The 24739-nt window shown below is 64.7% G+C and carries 20 protein-coding genes and 1 pseudogene; 13 read left to right on the top strand and 8 right to left on the bottom strand.

Going from position 1 to position 24739, the window contains the following annotated elements; genetic code table 11:
- The first annotated feature begins 89 nt into the window (after positions 1–89).
- The 8 genes from cls (at position 90) to AC5P7R_RS07420 (ending at position 9643) form a co-directional block, all read left to right on the top strand.
- Entirely contained in the window at positions 90–1550 is a 1461-nt protein-coding gene (cls, locus tag AC5P7R_RS07455; protein ID WP_026346894.1) for a cardiolipin synthase, read from the top strand.
- Between the two features lie 40 nt (positions 1551–1590).
- Positions 1591–1860 (top strand): hypothetical protein, encoded by a 270-nt coding sequence (locus tag AC5P7R_RS07450; protein WP_010487410.1) that lies wholly within the window; start codon positions 1591–1593, stop codon positions 1858–1860.
- Positions 1861–1869: 9 nt separating this feature from the next.
- On the top strand, positions 1870–2613 hold the full coding sequence (locus tag AC5P7R_RS07445; protein ID WP_478405568.1) for a pyridoxine 5'-phosphate synthase: 744 nt from the start codon (positions 1870–1872) through the stop codon (positions 2611–2613).
- A gap of 145 nt (positions 2614–2758) precedes the next feature.
- A complete protein-coding gene (locus AC5P7R_RS07440; RefSeq protein WP_227852630.1) occupies positions 2759–3850 on the top strand; it encodes a PA0069 family radical SAM protein in 1092 nt (363 codons plus the stop codon).
- A 157-nt stretch (positions 3851–4007) separates the two neighbouring features.
- Positions 4008–5138, top strand: a complete 1131-nt coding sequence (locus AC5P7R_RS07435) for a DUF6531 domain-containing protein (RefSeq protein ID WP_495213811.1) — start codon at positions 4008–4010, stop codon at positions 5136–5138.
- Between the two features lie 81 nt (positions 5139–5219).
- Positions 5220–7223 carry a hypothetical protein gene (locus tag AC5P7R_RS07430; RefSeq protein ID WP_495213810.1) on the top strand — a complete coding sequence of 668 codons (2004 nt, stop codon included), beginning with the start codon at positions 5220–5222 and terminating at the stop codon, positions 7221–7223.
- A 15-nt stretch (positions 7224–7238) separates the two neighbouring features.
- Positions 7239–9455: an RHS repeat-associated core domain-containing protein gene (locus AC5P7R_RS07425; RefSeq protein WP_312542928.1), complete on the top strand. Its 2217-nt coding sequence runs from the start codon at positions 7239–7241 to the stop codon at positions 9453–9455.
- 5 nt (positions 9456–9460) lie between these two features.
- Complete coding sequence (locus AC5P7R_RS07420) at positions 9461–9643, top strand: hypothetical protein (RefSeq protein ID WP_021204611.1); 183 nt, start codon at positions 9461–9463, stop codon at positions 9641–9643.
- Between the two features lie 62 nt (positions 9644–9705).
- Here the strand turns inward: AC5P7R_RS07420 and AC5P7R_RS07415 are convergent, their stop codons facing one another.
- The 3 genes from AC5P7R_RS07415 to AC5P7R_RS07405 all read right to left on the bottom strand — a co-directional run bounded on the left by AC5P7R_RS07415 (position 9706) and on the right by AC5P7R_RS07405 (position 13000).
- Complete coding sequence (locus AC5P7R_RS07415; protein ID WP_019337497.1) at positions 9706–10413, bottom strand: 2OG-Fe(II) oxygenase; 708 nt, start codon at positions 10411–10413, stop codon at positions 9706–9708.
- A gap of 108 nt (positions 10414–10521) precedes the next feature.
- The gene (locus tag AC5P7R_RS07410) at positions 10522–11538 is read right to left on the bottom strand and encodes a class 1 fructose-bisphosphatase (RefSeq protein ID WP_021204612.1); all 1017 of its coding nucleotides are present in this window, start codon (positions 11536–11538) and stop codon (positions 10522–10524) included.
- 259 nt (positions 11539–11797) lie between these two features.
- Complete coding sequence (locus tag AC5P7R_RS07405) at positions 11798–13000, bottom strand: amino acid aminotransferase (RefSeq protein ID WP_111099267.1); 1203 nt, start codon at positions 12998–13000, stop codon at positions 11798–11800.
- Between the two features lie 172 nt (positions 13001–13172).
- Here AC5P7R_RS07405 and AC5P7R_RS07400 point away from each other — a divergent pair, with 172 nt between their 5' ends.
- Positions 13173–15263 (top strand): TonB-dependent receptor family protein, encoded by a 2091-nt coding sequence (locus tag AC5P7R_RS07400; protein WP_478405570.1) that lies wholly within the window; start codon positions 13173–13175, stop codon positions 15261–15263.
- Positions 15264–15338: 75 nt separating this feature from the next.
- Here the strand turns inward: AC5P7R_RS07400 and AC5P7R_RS07395 are convergent, their stop codons facing one another.
- Positions 15339–15677, bottom strand: coding sequence for a hypothetical protein (locus tag AC5P7R_RS07395; RefSeq protein WP_005411772.1), 339 nt, complete (start codon positions 15675–15677; stop codon positions 15339–15341).
- A gap of 147 nt (positions 15678–15824) precedes the next feature.
- On the opposite strand from AC5P7R_RS07395, the gene AC5P7R_RS07390 reads away from it, so the two are divergent.
- The 3 genes and pseudogenes from AC5P7R_RS07390 to ligD form a co-directional block, all read left to right on the top strand.
- The gene (locus tag AC5P7R_RS07390; RefSeq protein ID WP_021204615.1) at positions 15825–16223 is read left to right on the top strand and encodes a hypothetical protein; all 399 of its coding nucleotides are present in this window, start codon (positions 15825–15827) and stop codon (positions 16221–16223) included.
- A 139-nt stretch (positions 16224–16362) separates the two neighbouring features.
- Complete coding sequence (gene ku, locus AC5P7R_RS07385) at positions 16363–17283, top strand: non-homologous end joining protein Ku (protein WP_021204616.1); 921 nt, start codon at positions 16363–16365, stop codon at positions 17281–17283.
- Positions 17284–17392: 109 nt separating this feature from the next.
- A pseudogene (gene ligD / locus AC5P7R_RS07380) lies at positions 17393–18340 on the top strand (non-homologous end-joining DNA ligase); the annotation flags it as partial.
- 75 nt (positions 18341–18415) lie between these two features.
- Here ligD and AC5P7R_RS07375 read toward each other — a convergent pair.
- The 4 genes from AC5P7R_RS07375 to AC5P7R_RS07360 form a co-directional block, all read right to left on the bottom strand.
- The gene (locus tag AC5P7R_RS07375; protein ID WP_031270839.1) at positions 18416–18808 is read right to left on the bottom strand and encodes a hypothetical protein; all 393 of its coding nucleotides are present in this window, start codon (positions 18806–18808) and stop codon (positions 18416–18418) included.
- A gap of 103 nt (positions 18809–18911) precedes the next feature.
- On the bottom strand, positions 18912–19940 hold the full coding sequence (gene adhP, locus AC5P7R_RS07370) for an alcohol dehydrogenase AdhP (protein WP_021204618.1): 1029 nt from the start codon (positions 19938–19940) through the stop codon (positions 18912–18914).
- Between the two features lie 96 nt (positions 19941–20036).
- Complete coding sequence (eda, locus tag AC5P7R_RS07365; protein ID WP_111099265.1) at positions 20037–20675, bottom strand: bifunctional 4-hydroxy-2-oxoglutarate aldolase/2-dehydro-3-deoxy-phosphogluconate aldolase; 639 nt, start codon at positions 20673–20675, stop codon at positions 20037–20039.
- A complete protein-coding gene (locus tag AC5P7R_RS07360) occupies positions 20662–21681 on the bottom strand; it encodes a sugar kinase (protein ID WP_026346897.1) in 1020 nt (339 codons plus the stop codon). The genes eda and AC5P7R_RS07360 overlap by 14 nt, the downstream gene beginning before the upstream one ends.
- A gap of 285 nt (positions 21682–21966) precedes the next feature.
- Between AC5P7R_RS07360 and AC5P7R_RS07355 the strand changes: the two genes are divergently transcribed.
- Positions 21967–24717 (top strand): TonB-dependent receptor, encoded by a 2751-nt coding sequence (locus tag AC5P7R_RS07355; RefSeq protein ID WP_029550752.1) that lies wholly within the window; start codon positions 21967–21969, stop codon positions 24715–24717.
- The last annotated feature ends 22 nt before the right edge of the window (positions 24718–24739 follow it).

Genomic DNA, 24739 nt, shown 5'->3' with positions numbered 1-24739 from the left:
ACACAACAGTCATGACGCGACTGCAGACGCCCCTGGAGACAGGGGCGTTTTTTTTTATGCCTGCCGGCCTGGACCGCTATGATCGGCGGATGCTCGCCCTCTTCGACTCCCTGCGTCATTGGCTCGACGGCATCGCCCACCTTGGCTCGATCCTGGCGGTGGCCTACCTGCTGTACCTGCTCGCGCTGACCGGCTGGATCATGCTGCAGAAGCGTGAGCCGGTCGCCACGCTGAGCTGGATCCTGTCGTTGGCGCTGCTGCCCTACCTCGGCTTGTTCATCTACTACCTGCTGGGCCCGCAGAAGGTGAAGCGGCAGCGTCTGCGCCGTGGCCGCGCGCGGTCGGGCATGGAGCACTACAGCGACGTCTGCCCACCCGACGCCGACTGCACCGAGCTGGCCAAGATCGCCCAGGCCACGACCGGGCTTGCGCCGAGCAGCGCCACCGAAGTGACATGGCTGGTGGACGGCGCGGCGACCTACGCGGCGCTGCTTGAGGCCGTCGCACAGGCACGCGACCACGTGCATCTGGAGTACTACATCTTCAACCCGGACCATGCCGGCACCGCCCTGCGTGACGCGCTGGTGGAACGCGCACAGGCCGGCGTGCAGGTTCGCCTGCTGCTCGACGCCGTGGGCTCTTCGGCCCTGCCCCGCCGCTTCCTGCAGCCGCTGCTCGACGCCGGTGGTGAAGCGATCTGGTTCCACCCACGGCAGCTGCTGAAGCCGTTCAAGCGCCCGTGGTTGAACCTGCGTACCCACCGCAAGCTGGTGATCGTCGATGGGCGCCTCGCCTTCACCGGTGGCATCAACATCACCGACGACGAGGATGAAAGCCGCAGGGCGGATGCCTACCGCGACCTGCACATGCGCATCCGCGGTCACGTGGTGCGCAGCCTGCAGCTGGTGTTTGCCGAGGACTGGCTCTACGCAAGTGGGCAGGACCCCTCGCGCATGGACATCGCCCGTCTGTGGCCGGCCGACATGCCGCTGCGTGGCGATGGTGCGATCAACGCCCAGGTGCTGGTCTCCGGTCCGGACTCGGGCTGGGAAACGATCCATCGCCTGCACGTGGCGGCGATCCAGGAAGCGCATGAGCGTGTCTGGCTGGTCACGCCCTACTTCGTGCCGGGCGAAGCGGCGCGGATGGCGTTGACCTCGGCCGCGCTGGGCGGCCTGGACGTGCGCCTGCTGGTGCCGAAGATGAGCGATTCCTGGTTCGTCACCCAGGCCGCCCGCTCCTACTTCGACGAGCTGCTGCATGCCGGGGTGAAGATCTACGAGTACGGCCCGCGCATGCTGCATACCAAGGCCTTCATCGCCGATGACGACGTCTGCATCGTTGGCAGTGCCAACTTCGATCACCGCAGCTTCCGGCTGAACTTCGAGCTGTCGATGATGATCAGCGACCGTGACCGGGTGGCTGCCCTGGCCGAACTGCTGCAGGGCGAATTCGACCGTTCCACGCGGGTGCACGACCAGGCCGGCCGTTCGCTGTGGCTGCACCGCCTGCCCGAGGCCTTCGCCCGGCTGGCCTCGCCGCTGCTCTGACGCAGCGCTACACTGCGGCGATCACCCGGGGAGCCCCACTATGTACTGGTTGTACCTGCTGCTGGCGCTGGGCTGTTTCGCCTTCGCGCTGAAGACCCCCAGCGCCGGGCTGATGACTCTGTGCCTGCTGGCCGCCCTCGCCTTCCTGCTGGCCTGGGTACGAGGCCGCTACGTGGCCCGCTTCGGTGATCTGCAGCGCGACCCTGCCACCCTGGTCGATGCCGAGGAACTGCGCCGCCTGCGCGAGCGGGCCCAGGCCCGCCCCGGTGACGACCACAACGATCACGATCCATCCCCTCTTTCCAAGTAGTTCCGTTCCATGACCCAGCTCAGCGTCAACGTCAACAAGATCGCCGTCCTGCGCAATTCGCGCGGCGGTGCCGAACCGGACGTGGTGCGTGCCGCCCAGGCCTGCCTGGATGCCGGCGCGCATGGCATCACCGTGCATCCGCGACCGGACCGCCGCCATATCACCGCCGAGGACGTGCTTGCGTTGTCCACACTGACCCGCGCGCGCGGTGTCGAGTTCAACATCGAAGGCAACCCGTTCGCGCCGCCGCGCGAGGGTTACCCCGGCCTGCTGCCGCTGTGCGCGCAGACCCGCCCGGCGCAGGCCACCCTGGTGCCTGACGGCGACGGCCAGATCACCTCCGACCACGGTTTCGACTTCGAACGCGACGCCGAGCGCTTGCGCCCGTTGATTGCCCAACTGAAGGCGATGGGCTGCCGGGTCAGCCTGTTCGTGGATGCGGGCAACCCGTCGCTGGAGCAGGCCGCCGAGGTCGGTGCCGACCGCATCGAGCTGTACACCGGCCCCTACGCAGAGGCGCATGCGGCGGGCGACGCTGCGGCAATGCTCGAACTGTTCGCCACTGCTGCACGCCGTGCGCAGGCCGTCGGCCTGGGCGTGAACGCCGGCCACGACCTGTCGCAGGACAACCTGCGCGATTTCCTGGCCAACGTGCCGGACGTGCTGGAGGTGTCGATCGGCCACGCGCTGATCGGCGAGGCGCTGTATGACGGGCTGGATGCTACGGTGCGCGGCTACCTGGCGCTGCTCTGACCGATGGATGCAGCCGAGCATGGGCTCGGCTCTACAAGGTACCCGTATCAACTGTAGAGCCGAGCCCATGCTCGGCTCAGCACCGCCCTGAACCCTTCAGGCGGCCGTCGCAGCCATTGAGACGGCCACGACGTACGCTGCCGCAATGGGTATTGCGATCAAGGGCCGAGGTTCCACGTCCCACCTTGCCGGGCGCTTTGAAAGCACCGTCAGCGAGGCGGTGGACGATGGCTGGGCGGTGGACGAGAGCGAGGAGTTCCTTGCCCCGCGTCTCCGCACCGAGGTGCGTGCCGAGACCGCGCGTAGCATCATCACCCGCAACACCTCGCCGGACGTGGGCTTCAGCCAATCGGTGAATCCGTACCGCGGCTGCGAGCATGGATGTTCCTACTGCTTCGCGCGCCCCTCGCACGCCTATCTGAACCTGTCACCAGGCCTGGACTTCGAGACCAAGCTGTTCGCCAAGACCAATGCGCCGCAGCTACTGCGCAAGGAACTGTCGAAGCCGGGCTACGTGCCGCAGCCGATCGCGCTGGGCATCAACACCGATGCGTACCAGCCGATCGAGCGCAAGTTCAAGCTGACCCGCCAGCTGATAGAAGTGATGCTGGAAACCAAGCATCCGTTTTCGTTGATCACCAAGAACGCACTGGTCGAGCGCGATATCGATCTGCTTGCACCGCTGGCGGCGGAGAACCTGGTCAGCGTGCACTTCTCGGTGACCTCGCTGGACCCGCATCTTTCCGCAAAGCTGGAACCGCGCGCATCGGCGCCGCATGCACGGCTGCGCGCGATGAAGCGTCTGCATGACGCCGGCATTCCGGTCGGTGTGATGGTGGCGCCGGTGATTCCGTGGATCAACGACAGCGAGCTGGAAGCCGTGCTGGAGGCCGCGCACGATGCAGGTGCCAGCACCGCAGGCTACGTGCTGCTGCGCTTGCCGCTTGAAGTGGCGCCGTTGTTCCGCGACTGGCTGGACACCCATCATCCCGATCGTGCCGCGCATGTGATGAGCACCATCCAGCAGCTGCGTGGCGGCAAGGACTACGACAGCCAGTTCGGTACGCGCATGCGCGGCCAGGGCGTGTATGCCGATCTGTTGAACAACCGCTTCAAGCTGGCGCGCAAGCGTCTCGGTTTCAATGCGCAGAACAGCCATTGGCCGAAGCTGGATTGCAGCCGGTTCGTGAAGCCGCTGCCGCAGAAGAAGGATTCGCCGCAGGGGTCGTTGTTCTGACGCACGCACCACTTGGCTGCCTGCCTTCGCTCGGCAATGCCAATGAAAGTACGTCTCCATCTATTGCAAGCTGCCATAGGGCCGTCATACACTCGCCACAAACATGAACACCCGATGACTGAATGATTCGGTCTCGGATGAGGAGATAGGCAAGCGCATGATGCACGTCGCAACACGGAACACTCTGCAGTCCCGTCTTCTTCTTCTGCCGCTCCTTTCCCTGCCGATGACATTGGCAACTGCGGCAAACACTCTCGAAACCGTTCAGGTCACCGCCAAACGCCCTGCTGGAGGTAGCGGTGTAGGTGGTTTTGGATTTGGCGGCGGCAGTGGTGTCCACCTGTCCGAGTCTCAAATGGACAATGGCGGCGGCGGTGCAATTCCGACCGAAACCGCGAAGGAGCAGCCGACCGATGACAAAGAGAAGGACTGCAACGGCCGCAAGGGCAATCCTGTCGTTCTCTACAGCGGCAACAAGGTCGAACCAGAACTTGATTTCGCCAGCAAGGGCGAAATGGGCCTGTTCCTGCAGCGCAACTACAATCACTACTGGAGCGCGACCGGGCTGTTCGGCAATCACTGGCTGAGCAACTTCGACTATTCGCTCGCATTCACCGATGCAAATCAGCTGGCGTGGGTGCAACGGCCTGACGGTCGTCGCATCAAGTACCTCAAGGATCCGGCCAGCGGTCGCTGGTATGAGGACAAGGCCCAGCCCATCGCGTACCTCTCCGCGAACGGCGATGGCACGTTTACGCTTCGAAACGAAAACAACGGTACGGAGACCTACAACGCCGAGGGCTACATCACCCGACTCAGCAATGAGCAGGGCGTGAGCTGGACGTTCTCCTATGCTGACCGTTACCTGCAGAAGGTGACGCACTCCTCGGGACGCAGCGTCAGCTTTGGCTGGGCCAACGGACAGGTCAGCCAGGTGACCGATCCGGCCGGCAATATCTATCGCTACGCCTATACCCCCAATGTGTTCGGGAACGGACGTGGCCGGCTTGCCAGCTCGACGCTGCCAGGCACACCAGCGACGACGATCAGCTACCACTACGAAGATGCCCGCTTCCCGGGTGCCCTGACTGGCAAGTCTTTTAATGGCGTGCGCTATTCCACGTTTGCGTACGACGCGGAGCGCCGCGCCATCAGCACAGAGCACAACGGTGGCATTGAGCGGTTCCGCTTCAGCTACGCCGTACGCAGCACCGAACCGGTGCTTCCGCCCCCCGCTCCGACTCGACCCGGCGGTGTCCGTGCCGATGAAGAGCGTGGATGGTGCTAACAGCGCACCGGAGGCTCACGGATCTGCTATCAACCGCGCTCGCTGCCTGTTGACTCGCTGCCGATGGAGAGCGCTCTCGGTATGACGGCCGCCGCTGCGCCGAGCCTTACGCGGCCCGTCGATATTGATGTCACTGTGACCAACCCTCTTGGTCGTAGCACCACTTACACGTTCAAGGACGGAAAGATGGTATCGACCAAGGGTGATCCGTCGCCGAACTGCCCTGCCAGCTACAAGGAGCAGAGTTATGACGCCAACGGATATCCGGATCTGGTCCATGATTTCCAGGACAATCTGACCAACTTCGACTACAGCGCACAGGGTTACCTGCTGAAGCGGGTGGAAGCGGTCGGGAGCTCGGCCGAACGTACGACGTTGCAGGAGTGGGATACCACGCGCAACCGACTCCTCAAGACAACGGTGGTGGGTGATCTTGAAGTTGCCTATTCCTATGACGATCGCGGAAACGTGGCCAGCGCAACCGAGCGCAATCTGACGGCACGTGGAGTGCCCAGCCAGACGCGAGTGACCCGAAGCACGTATACCTATCACCCAAACGGATTGAAGGCCTCCATCAAAGTCGATGGACCGCTTGCGCAGGACGACGTCACCTCCGTTTTCAACAGTCAGGGCGATCTGACCAGTGTCACCAACGCGCTTGGTCATACGATCAGCTATTCCAACTACAACGGACTGGGGCTGCCGGGGCGCATCGTCAATGCGAACGGTGGTGTGCGAGAGTTGACGTATGACGGCCGTGGCCGCGTTGTGTCCGACAGAACCAGTTCGGGAACCGGCTGGGCGACGACCGCCATTGGCTACACCGCTGCAGGTGACATCGCCTCGCTTACCCAGCCTGATGGCGTGACAGTCCGCTACGGCTACGATGCAGGGCGCCGCCTGACGCAGGAAGTCCGTTCAATGGGGGACGGCAAGTGGGCGTGGACCCGTCATAGCTACAACAACGCTTCCAATCGCACGCGCACCGAGGTTTCACAAACCGACTATCCGATGGATTCGATGGTGAGCGGCGTGATTGACGAAATCACTCATGATGCGCAGTGGAACTGGTTCGTGCGTGGCTGGGCCTGTTCCACTGGCTCGGCTGGGTCAATCCAGGTGGACGGTTACGCCGACGGCAACGTCTACCTGGGTAGCACTCAAGCAAACCTTGCCAGCGAGCCAGGAGTTGCAGCGGCTTGCCAAGCATCAGGGAGTGCCTATAGGTATCAGTTGCCGATATCGCTAGCCCAGAGGCAGCAGTTGGGCGGCCGCAAGGTCTCCGTCTACGGCCAATCTCCGCAGGGCCGCGGCCAGGACCGACCGCTCGCGAACTCTGGCGTGTTTGCGATTCCAACGGCAACCATCGTTGGTGACATCGGCGGCGTGACCCAGGACGGCAACTGGAACTTCTTCATTGAAGGCTGGGCCTGCTCAGTTGGCGTGGACGCCTCGATCGACGTACACGTCTATGCCGGTGGCGCAGCTGGTGGCGGCACATTCGTCGCTTCGGGCCGCGCCAACTTGGCGACCGACGGAAACGTTGCCAACGCGTGCCAGGCACGCGGAAGTGCCTATTGGTTCAAGATCCCTCTTGACGGCAACGTAAGATCGAATCACGGGGGCAAAGCACTATTCGTGCACGGTATCTCGCCTGTTGGCGGTCCGAACCTGACCATCAATCGCTCGGGCACGTTCACGGTCCCCGCAGTGGTGCGCAATGCAGAACTCGTCAGCGCTTCGGCATCACCCCGCCAGATATTCAATGGTGGCTCATCGGAGCTGACGTTCCAGTTCCGTAATACCGGGAACGTCGTGTGGAATCCTGGCGACACCTATCTCGCATTCGGAATTCTTCAGCTCAATGAAAGCATGGGCCTAGCTGGACCGGTGCCGCCCGGGGCGGTTGCAACCTTTACCAAGAGCGTTGGTCCGAAGAACACCGGGAATGGCAACGTCAGCTTCATCTACAAGGCGCAGATGGCCTCTGGCGGTGCTGCGTGGGGCATGGAGGGGAGGACGACATTGTCTGTTGAGAACAACATGGGAAGCTGTGGTCGCGTCACCTGCGAACAGCCTCGGTAACAAAGGACTGTCCATATGCCAGCACTGACGCTTGCCCTGATCGGGCTGAACGCTGTTGTCTCCGTCAACACATATGAGTACGACGAACTGGGCCGTGTGATCGTCGAGCGCGGCAACGGCGTACAGAATGTGCGCTATGCCTATGACGCGGAGGGACGCGTCACCCAGGTCACCGATTCGCAGAATCGGGTTACCCGGATGAGCTACGACGCTCGCGGTCGCTTGATCCAATCAATCGATGCTGCTGGAGGGACGACCCAGATTGCGTACGATCTCGCAGATCGCCCGATCCGTGTGAGCGATCCCCGCAATCTCGTTACCACCTACGAATTCGATGGTTTCGGCCAGATGTGGAAACAGGTGAGTCCGGATACGGGAACGACACAGCACCAGTACGATGCTGCAGGTCTGCGGACATCGACGGCGCGGGCCGATGGCAGCGTCGTCTCCTTCGGCTACGACGGTCTGGGACGAATGACTTCTGCGAGCGCAGAAGGCCGAACAATGGGTTATAGCTACGATTGGTGCGGCAACGGTAAAGGTCAGCTGTGCGGCACTTCAGGGCCCGGAACCGCCACCCATTTTGCCTATACACCGAACGGACAGCTGCAGATACGGCGCGACTTCACCGATCTGTCTGGTCAGAAGACGGACTACAGCACCACCTATGGATACGACGGCATCAATCGCCTGAGCCAGATCACCTATCCTAACGGTGACAAGGCGACCTACACATATGGCTCCCAAGGAAAACCAAGTGCGTTGATGGCGACGGTCGACGGGACTCAACGCTCAATCATCTCCCAGGCCAACTGGAAGGTCACGGGAGCGCATGAGTGGCTGGCCTATGGCAACGGGCTTGCCCGGGGCTACAACCATGATCAGGAGGGGCGGCTGACCGCAATGTCGGTCTGGGGACCCAATGGCAGCAAGGTCAGCTATTGGGACTATCAGTACAGCGGCGATGGCGAAATCACCGCCATTGTCGACGCTGTCGACCCGAACATGACCCAGTTGATCGGCTACGACGCGTTGAGTCGTATGACCAAGCTGACCCGCTTCGGTGTCATCAACAATCTTTCCTACGATGCCGGCGGCAATCACGACCGCTATCAGGCAGGCAATCAGCTGACCCAATACAGCATCGACCCGGGGAGCAACCGGGTGCTGAACTACACCAACCAGGACGGCAGCCGTCAGTACCAGTACGACGCATTGGGAAATCGTATCAGCGAGACCGCAGGCAGCCGGATCAGCACCTATGAGTACGATGCATTCAATCGCATGAGCCGCAGCAACATCGGTGGCACTGCGACTGACTACGTACTCAATGCGCAGGGGCAGCGCGTTGCGAAGGTCAACAAGAACATCAACAGCCGCTACTTCTACGCTGGCCAGAACCAGCTCATGACTGAGCTGAACAACGGCATGTGGACCAATTATTTCTGGCTCGAAGGTGAACTGGTGGGGCTAGCCCGCAATGGCCAGCACAACTACGTGCATACCGATCATCTCGGGCGCCCGGAGTTTGTCACCAGTCCAAGCCAGCAGACCGTCTGGAAGGCCTACAACTACGCCTATGGACGCAGTGTCCAGAAGGATGAGATTGGCGGGTTGAACATTGGCTTCCCGGGCCAGTACTACGACGCGGAAAGCGGCCTCTGGTACAACGGCTTCCGCGACTATGACGCGAGCATTGGCCGGTATGTGCAGAGTGATCCGATTGGATTGGCGGGGGGACTGAATACCTACGCGTACGCTGAAGGAAACCCCGTCACCGGGTTCGATCCATTGGGTCTCTGCAAGACGGATTATTTCGGAGCAATCCTGGGAGCAGCCGACATGGCGGCTGGCGTCGGTGCAATAACTGCGGGTAGTGCTGACTCCATCATTGCAGCGGTCGCAGGAAGCGAAGATGGCGGACTCGTTGGTTTGACGGTGGCGGCAATGGGCTTGGCCACCTTCCACGATGGAGCCAACAACCTGGCGACCGCGTTTGACGGGAAAGAGAGGACACCGGCTTTGGAAAAAGTGGGCGGATCACTGTTGGGATGGCAGGGAGCCCAGATAGGTCGCTACGTGAGCAACTTCAATACAATCACCAGTCTAAGCAAGGGAATTCGAAGTGTTCTGAAAGGAACCGCTAAGCTGTCTGATGCGCACGAAATCGCCAAGGGCATCAAAGAAAATGGCGGTGGGCCTGCATCTCCTTGTGACTGTGGTGGGAAATAGATGAAATGAAGATTATCTACTGGCTTGGCATCGCGTTCCTGTGGATGCTTCCATTGAACGTCCTGTTGCTGACGGCCGGCAAGCTGATGTCGGGTGGCAGGCTTGGAGAAGAAGAGCTCGTTGGCTTCGGTGTGGCAGTGTTCGGTGTAGCGGCGGGCACGATTCTCTATCGCCGTCGCCCACGGTAGAGGTTGCTCGACTGAAAGTGGAACGAAGTCGAGCAAGCGATATCGTCGAGCATGCTCGACGTTCATCCCCCAAACAACTTCTGCGCACTCTGGAACAGGATCCAACTCGTCGCGATGAACTTGTCCCCGCCCTGCGGGCGATTGCCACGATGGGTATGAGTGAACGCCGTCGGCGCAATCAGCAGGCTGCCGGTGCGTGGTGCGATCTTCCGCCCCTGGAACAGGAACTCGGTCTCGCCTTCGTCAAAGTCGTCGTTGAGGTACAGCGTCCACAGCACGTGCCGGTGCAGAGTCTCGGCCTGCGCATCCTTCGGGTACAGTTCGCAGTGCCAGTACGGGTAACCGCCCTCGCCCGCCGCATACCACTGCAGGTTGATCGCACCCGGGCGCAGGCAGGTGCGGGCCAGATCGGCCAGCTGCTGCGGCGGCATGTCGGGGAAGTCCTCGGCAGACAGGCGTCGCGGTTGGCCGTTGCTGTCCTGGATCTGCAACATCAGCGGGGCGATCAATGCCTGTGGATAACGGCGTAGATAAGTCAGCAGGCCATTGAACACCGCGATCTGCAGCTGCTGGTCGACATCCTGCCAGCCGTCCAGGCCACTGATACGCAGATCCTTGCTGTGCTTGAGTTCCGGGAACACGCCACTGCCCACGGCACCGGGCTGCAGGCCACGCGTGGCGCGCAGGCGTTCAACGATGGCCGCGCAGACCTCGCTGGGGACGGCGTTGTGGATGACTTCGATGAAATCGACCGGGCCCTGCTCGTGCATGCGTGCATTCCTTAGGCGGCAACGGCTTGATGGTGCCGTTTGCCGCCCTTGGTGTCACCCCACGGTCATGTCATCGATCTGCCATGAAAGCCGTCAGGCAACCGCCGATCAGCCCTGTGCGTCGTCGTGCGCGTGGTGGTAGCGCACGGCTTCGGCCACTTCCTCGCGCGAACCCAGGAACACCGGCACGCGCTGGTGCAGGTGGTCGGGCTGGATGTCGAGGATGCGCTCACGGCCCGTCGAGGCGGCACCGCCGGCCTGTTCGACCAGCAGGCCCATCGGGTTGGCCTCGTACATCAGGCGCAGCTTGCCGGCCTTGGACGGATCCTTCTTGTCCCACGGGTAGATGAAGATGCCCCCGCGGGTCAGGATGCGATGCACGTCGGCCACCATGCTGGCGATCCAGCGCATGTTGAAGTTCTTGCCGCGCGCGCCTTCCTTGCCCGCCAGCAGGTCGCTGACGTAGGCCTGCATCGGCGCTTCCCAGTGACGCTGGTTGGACATGTTGATGGCGAATTCCTGGGTGGCCGCCGGAATCTGCATGTTCTCGGTGGTCAGCACGAACTCGCCCTTCTCGCGGTCCAGAGTGAAGGCGTGGGTGCCATGGCCGACGGTCAGCACCAGCTGGGTGCTGGGCCCGTAGATGCAGTAGCCAGCGGCGATCTGCTTGCTGCCCGGCTGCAGGAAGGCGTCATCGCCCGGCAGTTCGACATTGGTCGGGCAACGCAGCACCGAGAAGATGGTGCCGACGGAGACGTTGACGTCGATGTTGGAGCTGCCATCGAGGGGGTCGAACAGCAGCAGGAAATCACCGCGCGGATAGATGTCGGGCACCGGCTGGCTGTGGTCCATTTCCTCCGAGGCGCAGGCGGCGAGGTGGCCACCCCAGGCGTTGGCTTCAAGCAGGATCTCGTTGCTGATGACGTCCAGCTTCTTCTGCGCTTCACCCTGCACGTTGCCGGTACCGGCATCGCCGAGCACGCCACCGAGGGCGCCCTTGCTGACGGCGATGGAGATGCTGGTGCAGGCGCGGGCCACCACGGCGATCAGCTGGCGCAGGTCGGCATTGATGCGGCCGGCGTGCTGTTCCTGGATCAGGAAGCGGGTCAACGAAGTACGGGACATGGGCGGGCAGGTCTCGGCAGCGGGAAAACGCCTATTGTCGCCCGTATGGCGGGGGCGTGCGTGAGCGCGGGAAGGCGTAATCGTTTCCAGATGCGTTGCGCTCGTGGCGCCTTCCTTCTGTAGAGCCGAGCCCGCGCTCGGCTGCTCTTCGTCCTTCATGCCGCACAAGCCGAGCGTAGGCTCGGCTCTACAGAGACCAGGGCGCAAAAAACAAAGGCGCCTTTCGGCGCCTTTGTCCTCAAGCCACTGGAGCGTTGCTTCAGCCCTTGGCGACGGTGGCCACGGCCTTGGCGACGTATTCCAGGTTGTTCTGGTTCAGCGCGGCCACGCAGATGCGGCCGGTGCCGACGGCGTAGATGCCGAACTCGTCGCGCAGGCGTTCGACCTGCTCACGGCTCAGGCCGGAATACGAGAACATGCCGGCCTGCTCGTTGATGAAACCGAACTGCGGCGCGCCGGCAGCGGCCAGCTTCTCGACCAGGCCCTGGCGCAGGGCATGGATGCGCTCACGCATCTCGGTCAGCTCCTGCTCCCACATCGCGCGCAGTTCCGGGTGGGTCAGCACGCCGGCCACCAGCGCAGCACCGTGGGTGGATGGGCTGGAGTAGATGGTGCGGATCACGCGCTTGACCTGCGACTGCACGGCCTTGGCGTCAGCGGCGGTCGGCGCCACCATCGACAGCGCACCCACGCGCTCGCCATACAGCGAGAACGACTTGGAGTACGAGTTGGCGACGATGAAGCTGTCGATGCCGGCTTCGGCGATGATGCGCACCGCGGCGCCGTCCTGCTCGATGCCCTTGTCGAAGCCCTGGTAGGCCATGTCGATGAAGGGGAACAGCTGCTTGTCCTTCAGCAGCTGTGCGACCTGCTTCCACTGGGTGACCGTGAGGTCGGCACCGGTGGGGTTGTGGCAGCAGGCGTGCAGCAGCACCACGGTGCCGGCTTCCAGCTTGCCCAGGTCCGCCAGCAGGCCGTCGAAGTTGACGCCGTGGGTGGTCGGATCGAAGTAGGTGTAATCCAGCACCTCGAAGCCGGCCGCGCTGAACACGGCGCGGTGGTTTTCCCAGCTCGGGTTGCTCAGCGCAACGGTGGCGTGCGGCAGCAGCTTCTTCAGCACGTCGGCGCCGACGCGCAGCGCACCGCTGCCACCAACGGTCTGTGCGGTGGTGACGCGGCCGGCGGCCAGCAGCGGCGAGTCCTTGCCGAACACCAGCTCACGCGTGGCCTGCGTGTACGCCGGCAGGCCATCGATCGGCAGGTAGCCGCGCGGTTTGGCTTCAGCGGCGAGCTGCTGCTCGATCTGCTTGACGGCGCGCAGCAGCGGAATGCGGCCGCTCTCGTCGTAGTAGATGCCCACACCCAGGTTGACCTTGGTCGGGCGGCTGTCGGCGTTGTACGCCTCGGTCAGGCCCAGGATCGGGTCGCCTGGGACCAGTTCCACGTTTGCAAAGAAGGACACGGCGGTACTCGTTCGGTAGACGGAAAGGGGGAGGAAGTGCGCTACGCGGTCTGCGGCGTTTCGGCCGGAAACAGCCCATCGTAACAAAGCCTGCCGGGGGCTGGCCGCCGCCATCGTCATCCACGGCCCCGTACCATGGCGTGCGTTGCCGCCCGACCCATCAACCTGAATCATGAAAACTGCCGCACGCCGCCGTAGCCTGCCGCTTTCCGCCCTGCTGCTGTCGCCCTGGGCGGTGATGGCCGCGCCTGCGCCCACCGCCCTGCCGGCGGTGCAGGTACAGGCTGCACGGGTGCCGGGCATCGACCCGTTCGCGCTGCCGGCCAGCCAGGACACGGTCTGGATCGATGCCAGCCGCGCTGGCACCGGCGCGCAGCTGTCCGAAGCGCTGGCTGGGGTACCCGGTCTGCTGGCGCGCGACCGGCAGAACTTCGCCCAGGACACCCAGCTGTCGATCCGTGGCTTCGGCGCGCGTTCGACCTTCGGGGTGCGCGGGGTACGGGTGTTGATCGACGGGGTCCCTGCAACCATGCCCGATGGCCAAGGGCAGCTGTCGCATGCCAGTCTGCTTGGTGCCGAACGCATCGAGGTGCTGCGTGGGCCGTTTTCCGCGCTCTACGGCAATTCCTCCGGGGGCGTGCTGCAGGTCTGGAGCGAACAGGGCCAGGCCGGCGACCCGTGGCGGTTGCGGCTCAGCGCCGGTGCCGACAACACGCTGAGCGTCGGTGCACAGCTGAAGGGGGCCGGCCAAGTACTGGACTACAACATCGCCGCCAATCACTTCCGCACCGATGGCTGGCGCGATCACAGCCAGGCACGCCGTGAATCGCTCAACGCGCGCATCGGGGGCGAGCTGGGCGGCGGGCGGCTGGAGCTGTTGCTCAATGCGCTTGATGCACCGGATGCGCAGGACCCGCTGGGCCTGACCCGTGCCCAGGTGGCGGCTGATCCGCGCCAGGCCACGGCAGTCGCGCACCAGTACAACACCCGCAAATCGGTGCGCCAGCAGCAGGCCGGCCTGCGCTGGACACGTGAAACCGGGCCGCAGCGCTGGCAGCTGATGGGCTATGCCGGCCAGCGCGCGGTACGCCAGTACCTGCCGATCCCACCGACCGCCCAGGCCAACCCCCTGCATGCCGGCGGGGTGATCGATCTGGAGGGCGGCTACGGCGGGCTGGACGCGCGCTGGGGCTGGCAGGGTGACCTTGCCGGCCGGCCGCTGGACCTGGTGGCCGGGCTCAGCGCCGATCGCCAGCGCCAGCATCGCACCGGCCATGAGAACTTCCTCGGCAGCGCCCTGGGCGTGCGTGGACGGCTGCGTCGTGACCAGATCGACGTCGTGCAGAACGTGGACCAGTTCGCCCAGGCCTGGTGGCAATGGAGCCCGCGCTGGTCGTTGCTGGCCGGCCTGCGCCACAGCACCGTGCGCTTCAACTCGGACGATCGCTACATCACCGCCCGCAACCCGGATGACAGTGGTCACCGGCGCTACCAGGCGACCACGCCGGCGGCCGGGATCAGCTTCGAAGCGAGCCCGCAGTGGCGGCTGCACGCGGCGGTGGGACGTGGCTTCGAAACGCCTACCTTCAACGAACTGGGCTATCGCGCCGACGGCCAGGCGGGATTGGCGCTGGATCTGGCGGCCGCCCGCAGCCGCAATCTGGAGATTGGAAGCAAGTGGCACGCGCAAGGCGGAGCCCAGCTCGATGTCAGCGTATTCCGCGCAGATACCAACTATGAGCTGGCAGTTGCCAGCAATATCGGCGGGCGCAGCACCTATCGCAACATCGGCCGCACCCGCCGCCAGGGCATGGAACTGCAGTACCGGCAGCCGCTGGGCGAACAGCTGGAACTGCAGCTGGCATGGACCTGGCTGCAGACTCAGGTGCGCTCGCCCTACCTGACCTCGAACACCTTGGTCGCCGCAGGCAGCCGCCTGCCCGGCGTGCCCCGCCAACAGGCCTTCGCACGCCTGCAGTGGAGCCCCGCTGAGTGGCAGTGGGCGCTGGAGGCCTCGGCCAGCAGCGATACTGTGGTCAATGACGTGGCCACCGAGCGCGCGCCGGGCTACGCCCTGCTGCACCTGGAAGCCGGCCGTCGATGGACGCTGCCGGGCGGTGAGCTGCGCGCCTTCGCCCGGCTGGAGAATGTGCTGGACCAGGCCTACATCGGCTCGGTGATCGTCAATGACGGCAATGGTCGCTTCTACGAGCCGGGACCGGGACGGCGAGCCAACGTCGGCCTGCAATGGTCGTGGCGCTGAGTTGGTAGTGCCGGCCGCTGGCCGGCATCGCTTTGTGTAGGGCAGCCCAGACGTTGCCGGCCAGCGGCCGACCGGTCAGTCGGGGGCCTTGGCCGGCACGAACGGCGAGGTCGGGTCGCTGGCCGGGAACGTCTCCTCCAGCGCCTCGTCCTGGTTGTCGCTGGCGCGCTGCTTGCGCTCGCGGCGCTTGAGCGGGCTCTCCTGGCCACCCCGGTGGCGGTCACCGCCATCCTTGCGGTCCTGGGCGGCCTGTTCAGCCTCGTGCTTCACCGGCAGGTGGTCGTGCTCGGCATCGAAGAACGGCGCGCCGGTGCCGCGGTAGTCGGCGTTGTCGGCATCGCGCTTGCCGCGCTGCTCGCCGGGAATGGGCGGGTGGTTCTCCCGCAGCGGGTCTCGCGAGGTCTCTCGGCTCATGGTCTGGTACCTGCCCTTGGGGGGATTCCACTACACCGCCCCGCAGGTAAAGCCGTTGCGAACCTGGCGTCATGAACATCTCGCTCACCCCCCGGTAACGGCACCGCGCGTATTCCTGCCCACCCGCCCCCGCTGCAGGAGCCGTCCATGCCCCGTCTTGAACGACCCGCACCGTCCGTGTTCAACGCCCTGCTCGATCCACTCGGCCAGCGCACTGCCCAGCGCCGCACGCGCCGCCAGGAAGATCCGCAGGCGGTGGCGCAGGACTACCTGCAGTACATGATCAGCGACTACGAGGAGAGGCGTGGCCAAAGCCACCGCAACTGGCGCGATCTGTGCCCGGTATATGCCTTCGCGCTGACGACCCATGCTGCGGATTGGCCACGCGGTGATGCTGCCGATACCTGCGAGGAACTGGCCGAGCATTGGGAACAGATGCGCGGGCAGTCGCGGCTGGGCTGGTCGCAGGCACGCCCGGTCGTGGAGGACGCCTGGCGCGCGCTGGACCATATCCCGGCGGCGGCGGTGAGGCCGTTGCTGCAGTAGTGGCGGGCACTTGAAGCAGCCGAGCGCGGGCTCGGCTCTACAGCCAAGTGGTCGCGCCACCTGACGTGCACGGCACGGACACGGTTGGTTTACGCCCTCCGGCCCACGCTGGGCACCCTGCCCCGCCAAAGGTACGCCCATGGCCCGCCCGATCTGGACTGGCACGCTCTCGTTCGGCCTGCTCAATGTGCCGGTGTCACTGATGTCCGGAGAGCGCAAGGTCGATCTGCAGTTCCGCATGCTCGACTCCCGCGATCGCAAGCCGATCCGCTTTGAGCGGGTCAACGCCGATACGGGCGAGGAAGTTCCCTGGAAGGACATCGTCAAGGCCTACGAGTACGACAAGGGCAGCTATGTCGTGCTGGAGGAAGGCGATATCCGTTCGGCGGCACCAGAAAGCCACGAGGCCGTAGAAGTGGAATCGTTCGTGGATGCATCGCAGATCGATCCGCGCTACTACGAGAAACCGTATTTGCTGGTGCCCGGCAAGAAGGCCGAGAAAGGCTATGTGCTGCTGCGCGAGACCCTGCGCAGCACCGGCAAGGTCGGTATCGCGCGGGTGGTCGTGCGCACACGCGAGTACCTGTGCGCGGTGATGCCGCATGAGGACGCACTGGTGCTGATGATCCTGCGCTATCCACAGGAACTGGTGGATCCGGAGGAGTACAAGCTGCCCACCGGCAAGCTGTCCGACTACCGCATCACCAGCAAGGAAACGGCGATGGCCGAACAGCTGATCGAGTCGATGGCCGGCGACTGGGATCCGTCGCAGTATCACGATGAATTCCGCGAGCGCCTGCAGCAGGTGTTGAACAAGCGCATCAAGTCCAAGGGGGGTACCACGCGGGTCGACGATGAGCCTGCACCGCGCGAGGACGCCAGCACCAATGTGGTCGATTTCATGGCGCTGCTGCAGAAGAGCCTGGATGCCAACAAGCGCACGCCAGCGAAAAAGACGGCAACGCGGAAAGCAGCCACCAAATCCACGGTAAAGAAGGCAGCCAAGAAGGCTGCGAAGAAAGCTGCAAAGAAGACCGCTGCACGCCGCAAGGCAGGTTGAGCATGTCGTTGGAGCAGTACCGGCGAGAGCGCCGACCTGGCGGCGGCGCAGGTCAGACGCCGGCGCCTGACGACACGCCCGCGCAGGGTGATCCGACGCGGCGGCCTACCTGCGCCAGGCTGGTTTCAAGCGGCTGCGCAGCGACACGCCGAAGGAGGACCTTGGAATGAACATCGCAGATACCGAAGCTGGAGGCGAGGTCCAGATTACTCATCCGGAGCGGGTGGTTTTTCCAAAGCAGAAGCTGACCAAGGGCGCCGTGGCCGACTACTACCAGCGCATGGCGCGCTGGATCCTGCCGGAAATCAGCGCGCGTCCGCTGTCACTACTGCGCTGCCCGGACGGCGTCGGCAAGGCCTGCTTCTTCCAGAAGCACCATGGTGCCGGCCTGGGCGATGCGGTACATGCGGTGCCGCTGCAGCAGAAGAGCGGGCGCGAGGATTACGTTTACATCGACGACGCACGGGGCCTGCTGCAGCTGGTGCAGATGAACACCCTGGAGTTGCATCCCTGGGGTGCAACCGTCGCCGACCCCGAGCATCCGGATCGGCTGGTGTTCGATCTTGACCCTGGAGAAGGCGTCAGCTGGGCACAGGTGAAGGCCGCTGCGCGTGACGTCCGTGACCGCCTGCAGGAGGCCGGCCTGAAGAGCTTCGTGCGGTTGTCCGGTGGCAAGGGCGTGCACGTTGTGGTGCCGCTGAAGCCCAGGGCCGACTGGGAACAGGCCAGGGTGTTCTGCGAGGCATTTGCCCGGGCGATGGCGGAGCGCGCGCCGGACCACTACGTGGCGACCATGAGCAAGGCCAAGCGTGGCGGCGTCATCTTCATCGACTGGCTGCGCAATACGCGGGGCGCCACCAGCGTGTGCTCGTGGTCGCTGCGTGCGCGTGAAAGTGCCGGTGTGGCGGTACCGCTGCGCTGGGAGGAACTGGCACGCGTCGGTGCGGCGGATGCGTTTTCGATGGCCAAGGCGCTGGCGCGCGCGAAGCGGCTGAAAGCGGATCCGTGGCAGGGCATCGATGCGTTGAAGCAGACGCTGCCGCGGATGGACCTGTAGAGCCGAGCCTATGCTCGGCTGCCTGTGTAAATGTGCATGAAAGCCGAGCACGGGCTCGGCTCTACAGGGGCGGCATCACCTTGCATCGCGCGAGGGACGACGGCCAAACCACCAGCCGGCCAGCAATTGCAGCGGCAGCGACGCCAGCAGCGAAATGACGAACCAGAGCGGGAAATCCGCACCCGCCGTCCACATCGCGTAGCCGCAGCCCAGCGCGATCAGCGACCAGATCGAGAAGCCGTGCGAACGCGGCCAGCAGGGCGCGTAGTAGGTGGCAAAGGCGATACCCGCGATGCCACCGAGCACGCTGAAGGCCAGGTCCCAGCCCAGCTGCGCGCTGTTGTTGTCCGGCGGCATGCCCAGCAGCGGCGGCAGCCAGCTGGCGACGCTGCTCACCAGCGCAAGTGAAAGAACACCGCCGAGCAGGGCAACGATGGACAGGAACAGGATCTTGAGCACGCCGGGCATGCGCGCATTGTACGGCCGCGCGGGTGCCCGCTGGCGATGAATCGGCATGGCCGCCGCGTCCGTGGGAGAGGGGGACGGAGCGGCGGCGGCCATGCACGGAGGGTCAGGCGGCGAAGTCCAGTACGACGCGGCCTTCGATGGTGCCCGCGTGCATGCGTGCGAACACGTCGTTGATGTTTTCCAGGCGATCGGTGCTGACGGTGGCGGCGACCTTGCCCTCGGCAGCGAACTGCAGCGATTCCTGCAGGTCCAGGCGGGTGCCGACGATCGAGCCGCGCACGGTGATGCCGTTGAGCACCATGCCGAAGATATCCAGCGGGAAGTTGCCGGGCGGCAGGCCATTGAGCGAGACAGTGCCGCCGCGGCGGACCATGCCCAGTGCCTGCTCGAACGCCTTCGGCGACACCGCGGTGACCAGTGCACCGTGTGCGCCACCGATCTCCTTCTTCAGGAAGGCGGCCGGGTCGGTGGTACGCGCGTTGACGGTGACCTGCGCGCCGAGCTTCCGCGCCAGCGCCAGCTTGTTGTCATCCACGTCCACCGCCGCCACGTTCAGGCCCATTGCGCGGGCGTACTGCACGGCCATGTGGCCCAGGCCACCGATGCCGGAGATCGCCACCCAGTCACCGGGCCTGGTGTCGGTGACCTTCAGGCCCTTGTAGACGGTCACGCCGGCGCACAGCACCGGCGCGATCTCCACGAAGCCCACGTCCTTTGGAAGCAGGCCGACATAGTTGGCATCGGCCAGTGCGTACTCGGCGAAGCCGCCGTTGACCGAGTAACCGGTGTTGCGCTGCGTTTCGCACAGCGTTTCCCAGCCCCCCAGGCAGTGTTCGCAATGGCCACACGCCGAGTACAACCAGGGGATGCCGACCCTGTCGCCTTCCCTGACGTGCCCGACCCCGCCACCCACGGCCACGACGTGCCCCACGCCCTCGTGACCGGGGATGAACGGCGGGTTCGGTTTGACCGGCCAGTCGCCCTCGGCGGCGTGCAGGTCGGTGTGGCAGACACCACAGGCCTCGATCCTGACCAGTACCTCGCCCGCCCCCGGGCGTGGTACCGAGACTTCCTCGATGACCAGTGGCTTGCCGAACTCACGCACGACAGCGGCCTTCATGGTGGAATTCATGTTCGGATCTCCGTAGTGCGCTTGCCCACAGAATGACGCCGGCACGAGGCCGGCGCTTTGATCACGATCAAACCTTTGAAGATCCGTGCGTCGGGTTCAGCTGGCCAGCACCGAGGCCTCGCGGGCGAGGCGCTCGATGGCCTCCCAGTCGCGGGTCTGCAGCAGTGCCGGCGTGGTCAACCACGAGCCACCCACGCACAGCACGTTGGGCAGGTGCAGGAACTGCGGCGCGGTCTGCGCGCTGATGCCACCGGTCGGGCAGAAGCGCACGTCGGCGAATGGACCGTGCCAGGCCGCCAGCAGCGCGGCACCGCCGGCCTGCACGGCGGGAAAGAACTTGAACGTGTCTTGGCCGTGCTCCAGGCCCAGGATCAGGTCCGAGGCCGTGGCCGCACCGGGCAGGTACGGCAGGTCGGCATCGCGCGCGGCCGCGTACAGTGCCGGCGTGGCGCCGGGGGACACCGCGAAACGCGCTCCGGCCTGCTTCGCCGCCTGCATCTGTGCCGGGGTAAGCACGGTGCCGGCACCGATCACCGCGTCCGGTACGGCCTCGACCATGGCCGTGATCGCGTCCAGCGCCTGCGGCGTGCGCAGGGTCACTTCGATCACCGGCAGGCCGCCGCGGAACAGGGCCTGGGCCACTTCGACCGCGTCATTCACGTTTTCGGGGGTGTACACCGGAATCACCGGTGCCAGTTTCAGGACCGCGCGTACGCGCGGATCAGCGGCGGACATCGAATCGCTCCTCGCCCATCAGGGCCAGCACGTCAGCTTCGCTGACAGGATTGAAATCGCCGGGGATGGAGTGCTTCAGCGCCCCGGCGGCCAGGCCGAACCGCACGGTGGCGTCGGCATCAAGGCCGGACAGGATGCCATGCAGGATGCCGGCCGCGAAGGCATCACCGCCACCGATGCGGTCGACGATGCCCTGCAGATGACGCAGTGGGGCCTGTGCGCGGGTTCCGTCGCAACCCAGCAACACAGCGCCCAGCACATGGTGGTCCACGCTCAGCACCTGCCGCTGCGTGCAGGCCATCCACTGCAGTTGCGGAAAGGCACCGAACGCGGCGGCAGCGGCCGCGTCGATCCGCTCCATCAGGTCCGGCTGGGTGAAGCGGGTGCCCAGTACGACCTCCATGTCGCGGTAGTCGGCGAACACGATGTCGGCCTGCGCGAACAGTTCGCGCAATACCGCCTGCGCATCGCCTCCCCAGCGCTGCCAGAGGCGGGGCCGGAAATTGCCGTCGAAGGAGACGCGGACACCGGCCTGTCTTGCCGCGCGCGCCGCCGCCAGCGTGGCCGCCGCCACGTGCGGGCCCAACGCCGGGCTGACCCCGGAGACGTGCAGCCACTGCGCGTCCTGCAGCAGCGCTGGCCAGTCGTAGTCGGCTGCAGTGCTGCGCGCGAACGCCGAATCCGCGCGGTCGTAGACCACTTCGCTCGCGCGCTGTACCGCGCCGGTGGTGAGGAAGTACAGGCCCATGCGGCCCTCGGCGTCCTCGCGCACACCGCGCGTATCCACGCCGTGCCGCCGCAGTTCACCCAGTACATGCGCCCCCAGCGCATTGCCGGCCACGGTGCTGACCATGGCCACCTGATGTCCAAGCCGGGACAGCGAGACACCCACGTTGGCTTCGGCCCCTCCCACATGGACCTGGAGTTGCGGCGACTGCAGCAGCAGTTCGTTGCCGGGGGCACCCAGGCGCAGCAACAACTCTCCAAAACACACGATACGACCCATCTCAGCTCCTTCACGCGTGCCACCAGCATGGGACACTGCATGGCGTGTAAGTGGACCACGCGAGGGGCGTGGCGATTGGCTAGCGGTGTCATTCTAGACCGAAGACGCCTTGAGAGCGCTTGGGCGATATGTCGAAACCTTTGTCCTGCAAGCGTCTTGGAGACATTGCAAATCTGTTGCGGTGCAAGATGCCCGATCCCGGTGGTGCTGCTAACGTCGGTTTTGACTAGCGGTGTCATTTCGCCGCGCAGCTGCGATACCAGACCTTTGGGAGAGGGGAAAGGCATGCAATCTCGGATCCATGGAAAAAAGACACCGGTTACCTTGCTGGCCCTGGGGGTGGGACTCGCCCTGTCCACCAGCGCGGCCGCCCAGCAGCAGACCGCTACCGACCTGGACACGGTGAACGTCACAGGCTATCGCGCCAGTGTCGAAAAGGCGCTGGACATCAAGCGCGGCGAGGCCGGCGTGGTCGATGCCATCGTCGCCGAAGACATCGGCAAGTTTCCCGACCTCAATCTGGCTGAATCGCTGCAGCGCATTCCGGGCGTGGTGATCACACGCGAAGCCGGCGAAGGCCGCAACATCTCGGTGCGCGGCCTGGGCCCGGATTTCACCCGCGTGCGCATCAATGGGATGGAAGCGCTGACCACCGTCGGCGCCGGTGACCAGAGCGGTGGTACCAACCGCGGCCGCGGTTTCGACTTCAACGTGTTTGCCTCGGACCTGTTCTCGCAGCTGGTGGTGCGCAAGACCGCCTCGGCTGACGTCGAGGAAGGCTCGCTGGGTGCCACTGTCGACCTGCGCACCGCGCGCCCGTTCGACTACGACGGCTTCACCTTCGCCGCAAGCGGCCAGGCCGGCTACAACCAGATGGCCGAAAAGGCCGACCCGCGGCTGGCCGCGCTGGTCTCCAACACCTTCGCCGATGGTACCTTCGGCGCCCTCCTGTCGGTGGCCTACTCCGAGCGCCAGGCACTGGAGGAAGGCTCCAACACCGGCCGCTGGGCCAACGGCCCGAGCAATGGCAACTTCGCTGCGTCATCGCCGTTCGCCGCCGCACGCGCCGCTGATGTATTCCACCCGCGCTTCCCGCGCTACGTGCAGATGGAACACGAGCAGAAGCGCCTGGGCGTGACCGGCTCGCTGCAGTGGAAGCCCAGCGATGCCAGTGAAGTATCGCTGGACATGCTGTACTCGAAGATCGATGCCACCCGCGACGAGCAGTACATCGAAGCGATTTCCTTCAGCCGTGGCAGCAGCAGCACCCCGCGCCTGGTCGGCAAGCCGAGTACCATCGTCAGGAACGGCGAGATCCGCAACGGCGCGCTGCTGTACGGTGAATTCGACAACGTCGACATCCGTACCGAGAACCGCCACGACGAGTGGAGCACCGAGTTCAAGCAGATCAGCCTGAACGGCCAGCACCGTTTCGGCGACGACTTCACCGTGTCCGGCAAGCTGGGCATCTCGCGCTCCAGGCACGAGAATCCAGTGCAGACCACCGTCATCATGGACAAGTACGACGTCAAGGGCTACAGCTACGACTACCGTGGCAACAGCCGCTTCCCGATCCTCAACTACGGCATCGACCCGACCGACCCCAACGGTTGGGAACTGGCGGAAATCCGCCTGCGCCCGCAGTACGTGGACAACGACTTCGATACCGGCCAGATCGACTTCAACTGGAACATCAGCCCCGGCTTCCGCCTGAAGGGCGGCGTGCTTGCCAAGGACTACACGTTCAAGACCACCGAACTGCGCCGTGCCAGCGAACTGGCCGTGCCGACCTTCGCCAGCGGCAGCAGGATCGTGCCCGTGGACATGATCAACCAGGCCGGCCTGAAGGGCATCAATGGCAATCCATCCAACTGGGTGGTGCCGAACCTGGATGCAATCGCCGACCAGTTCGACATCTACAGCAACAGCGGCATCTATGCCGTCGCGCCGCGCGCCAACAACGTGCGCAGCGTGGAAGAGAAGGACCGTGGTGCCTACCTGATGGGCGAGTTCAGCACCGAAATCGGCTCGCTGCCGCTGTCGGGCAACTTCGGCGTGCGCTACGTGCGCACCAGGCAGACCTCCACCGGGCTGTCGACGCTGGCCAGTGGTACCACCTCCACCACCGCCACCCGCACCTACGATGACACCCTGCCCTCGTTCAACCTGGTGGCCGAGGTCACGCCCGATTTCCTGATCCGCCTGGGTGCGGCCAAGGTCATGACCCGCCCGGGCCTGGGCAGCCTGACGCCAGGTGCAACCGTGGCCGTGGCCGGTGGTGCGCGCACCATCTCCAGCGGCAATCCCAACCTGGACCCGACGCGCGCCACCAATGTCGACCTGGGCTTCGAGTGGTACTTCGCCGAAGGCGCGATGGCGGGCCTGGGCCTGTTCTACAAGGACATCGAGACCTCGGTCCAGACCCTGCGCGAGAACCGCCCGTACACCGACAGCGGCCTGCCTGCCGAACTGCTGACCGGTACCGGCGCCTCGCCCACCGACGACTTCACCTTCACCCGGCCAGTCAATACCCCCGGCGGTGAGCTGTACGGCGCCGAGGCGAACTACACCCAGCCCTTCACTTTCCTGCCGGGCAAGTGGTCGAACCTGGGCGTGCAGCTGAACTACACCTGGGTCGAATCGAAGATCCAGTACATCAACTCGGCTGGCCAGCCGGTGATGAAGAACGATCTGCTGGGCCTGTCCAAATCGTCATGGAACGCAACGCTGTTCTACGAAGGCGAGACCTTCGCTGGCCGCGTCTCCGCCACCAACCGCGATGACTACCTCACCCAGGTGCCCGGTCAGGAAACCGGCTTCAACCTGGACGGCTACCACGGCATGACCGGCACCACGGTCATTGATGCGTCCATCCGCTACAAGATCAGCGACCAGCTGGAACTGAGCCTGGAAGGCATCAACCTGACCAACGAAGCCTCGGATGAATGGGTGTACTCGCCCGCCACCGGCCGCCTGCCACTCCAGTACACCGAAACCGGCCGCCAGTTCCTGCTGGGCGTGCGCTACAAGTTCTGAGCAACGCCGGCGGCGCGTACCG

It is taken from the genome of Stenotrophomonas sp. YJH_SMC_27, from assembly GCF_059369815.1.
Note: the sequence above shows the minus strand (reverse complement) of the source record. Positions and strands in the feature narration are given on the sequence as shown.

Coding starts and splice junctions, on each gene's coding strand:
- eda (WP_111099265.1), bottom strand. CDS start 20,675: ATGTCCGCCGCTGATCCGCGCGTACGCGCGGTCCTGAAACTGGCACCG.
- AC5P7R_RS07400 (WP_478405570.1), top strand. CDS start 13,173: ATGAAAACTGCCGCACGCCGCCGTAGCCTGCCGCTTTCCGCCCTGCTG.
- AC5P7R_RS07355 (WP_029550752.1), top strand. CDS start 21,967: ATGCAATCTCGGATCCATGGAAAAAAGACACCGGTTACCTTGCTGGCC.
- AC5P7R_RS07450 (WP_010487410.1), top strand. CDS start 1,591: ATGTACTGGTTGTACCTGCTGCTGGCGCTGGGCTGTTTCGCCTTCGCG.
- AC5P7R_RS07410 (WP_021204612.1), bottom strand. CDS start 11,538: ATGTCCCGTACTTCGTTGACCCGCTTCCTGATCCAGGAACAGCACGCC.
- AC5P7R_RS07430 (WP_495213810.1), top strand. CDS start 5,220: ATGACGGCCGCCGCTGCGCCGAGCCTTACGCGGCCCGTCGATATTGAT.
- AC5P7R_RS07425 (WP_312542928.1), top strand. CDS start 7,239: ATGCCAGCACTGACGCTTGCCCTGATCGGGCTGAACGCTGTTGTCTCC.
- AC5P7R_RS07395 (WP_005411772.1), bottom strand. CDS start 15,677: ATGAGCCGAGAGACCTCGCGAGACCCGCTGCGGGAGAACCACCCGCCC.
- AC5P7R_RS07445 (WP_478405568.1), top strand. CDS start 1,870: ATGACCCAGCTCAGCGTCAACGTCAACAAGATCGCCGTCCTGCGCAAT.
- AC5P7R_RS07375 (WP_031270839.1), bottom strand. CDS start 18,808: ATGCCCGGCGTGCTCAAGATCCTGTTCCTGTCCATCGTTGCCCTGCTC.
- AC5P7R_RS07420 (WP_021204611.1), top strand. CDS start 9,461: ATGAAGATTATCTACTGGCTTGGCATCGCGTTCCTGTGGATGCTTCCA.
- adhP (WP_021204618.1), bottom strand. CDS start 19,940: ATGAATTCCACCATGAAGGCCGCTGTCGTGCGTGAGTTCGGCAAGCCA.
- AC5P7R_RS07360 (WP_026346897.1), bottom strand. CDS start 21,681: ATGGGTCGTATCGTGTGTTTTGGAGAGTTGTTGCTGCGCCTGGGTGCC.
- AC5P7R_RS07390 (WP_021204615.1), top strand. CDS start 15,825: ATGCCCCGTCTTGAACGACCCGCACCGTCCGTGTTCAACGCCCTGCTC.
- cls (WP_026346894.1), top strand. CDS start 90: ATGCTCGCCCTCTTCGACTCCCTGCGTCATTGGCTCGACGGCATCGCC.
- AC5P7R_RS07440 (WP_227852630.1), top strand. CDS start 2,759: ATGGGTATTGCGATCAAGGGCCGAGGTTCCACGTCCCACCTTGCCGGG.
- AC5P7R_RS07415 (WP_019337497.1), bottom strand. CDS start 10,413: ATGCACGAGCAGGGCCCGGTCGATTTCATCGAAGTCATCCACAACGCC.
- AC5P7R_RS07435 (WP_495213811.1), top strand. CDS start 4,008: ATGATGCACGTCGCAACACGGAACACTCTGCAGTCCCGTCTTCTTCTT.
- ku (WP_021204616.1), top strand. CDS start 16,363: ATGGCCCGCCCGATCTGGACTGGCACGCTCTCGTTCGGCCTGCTCAAT.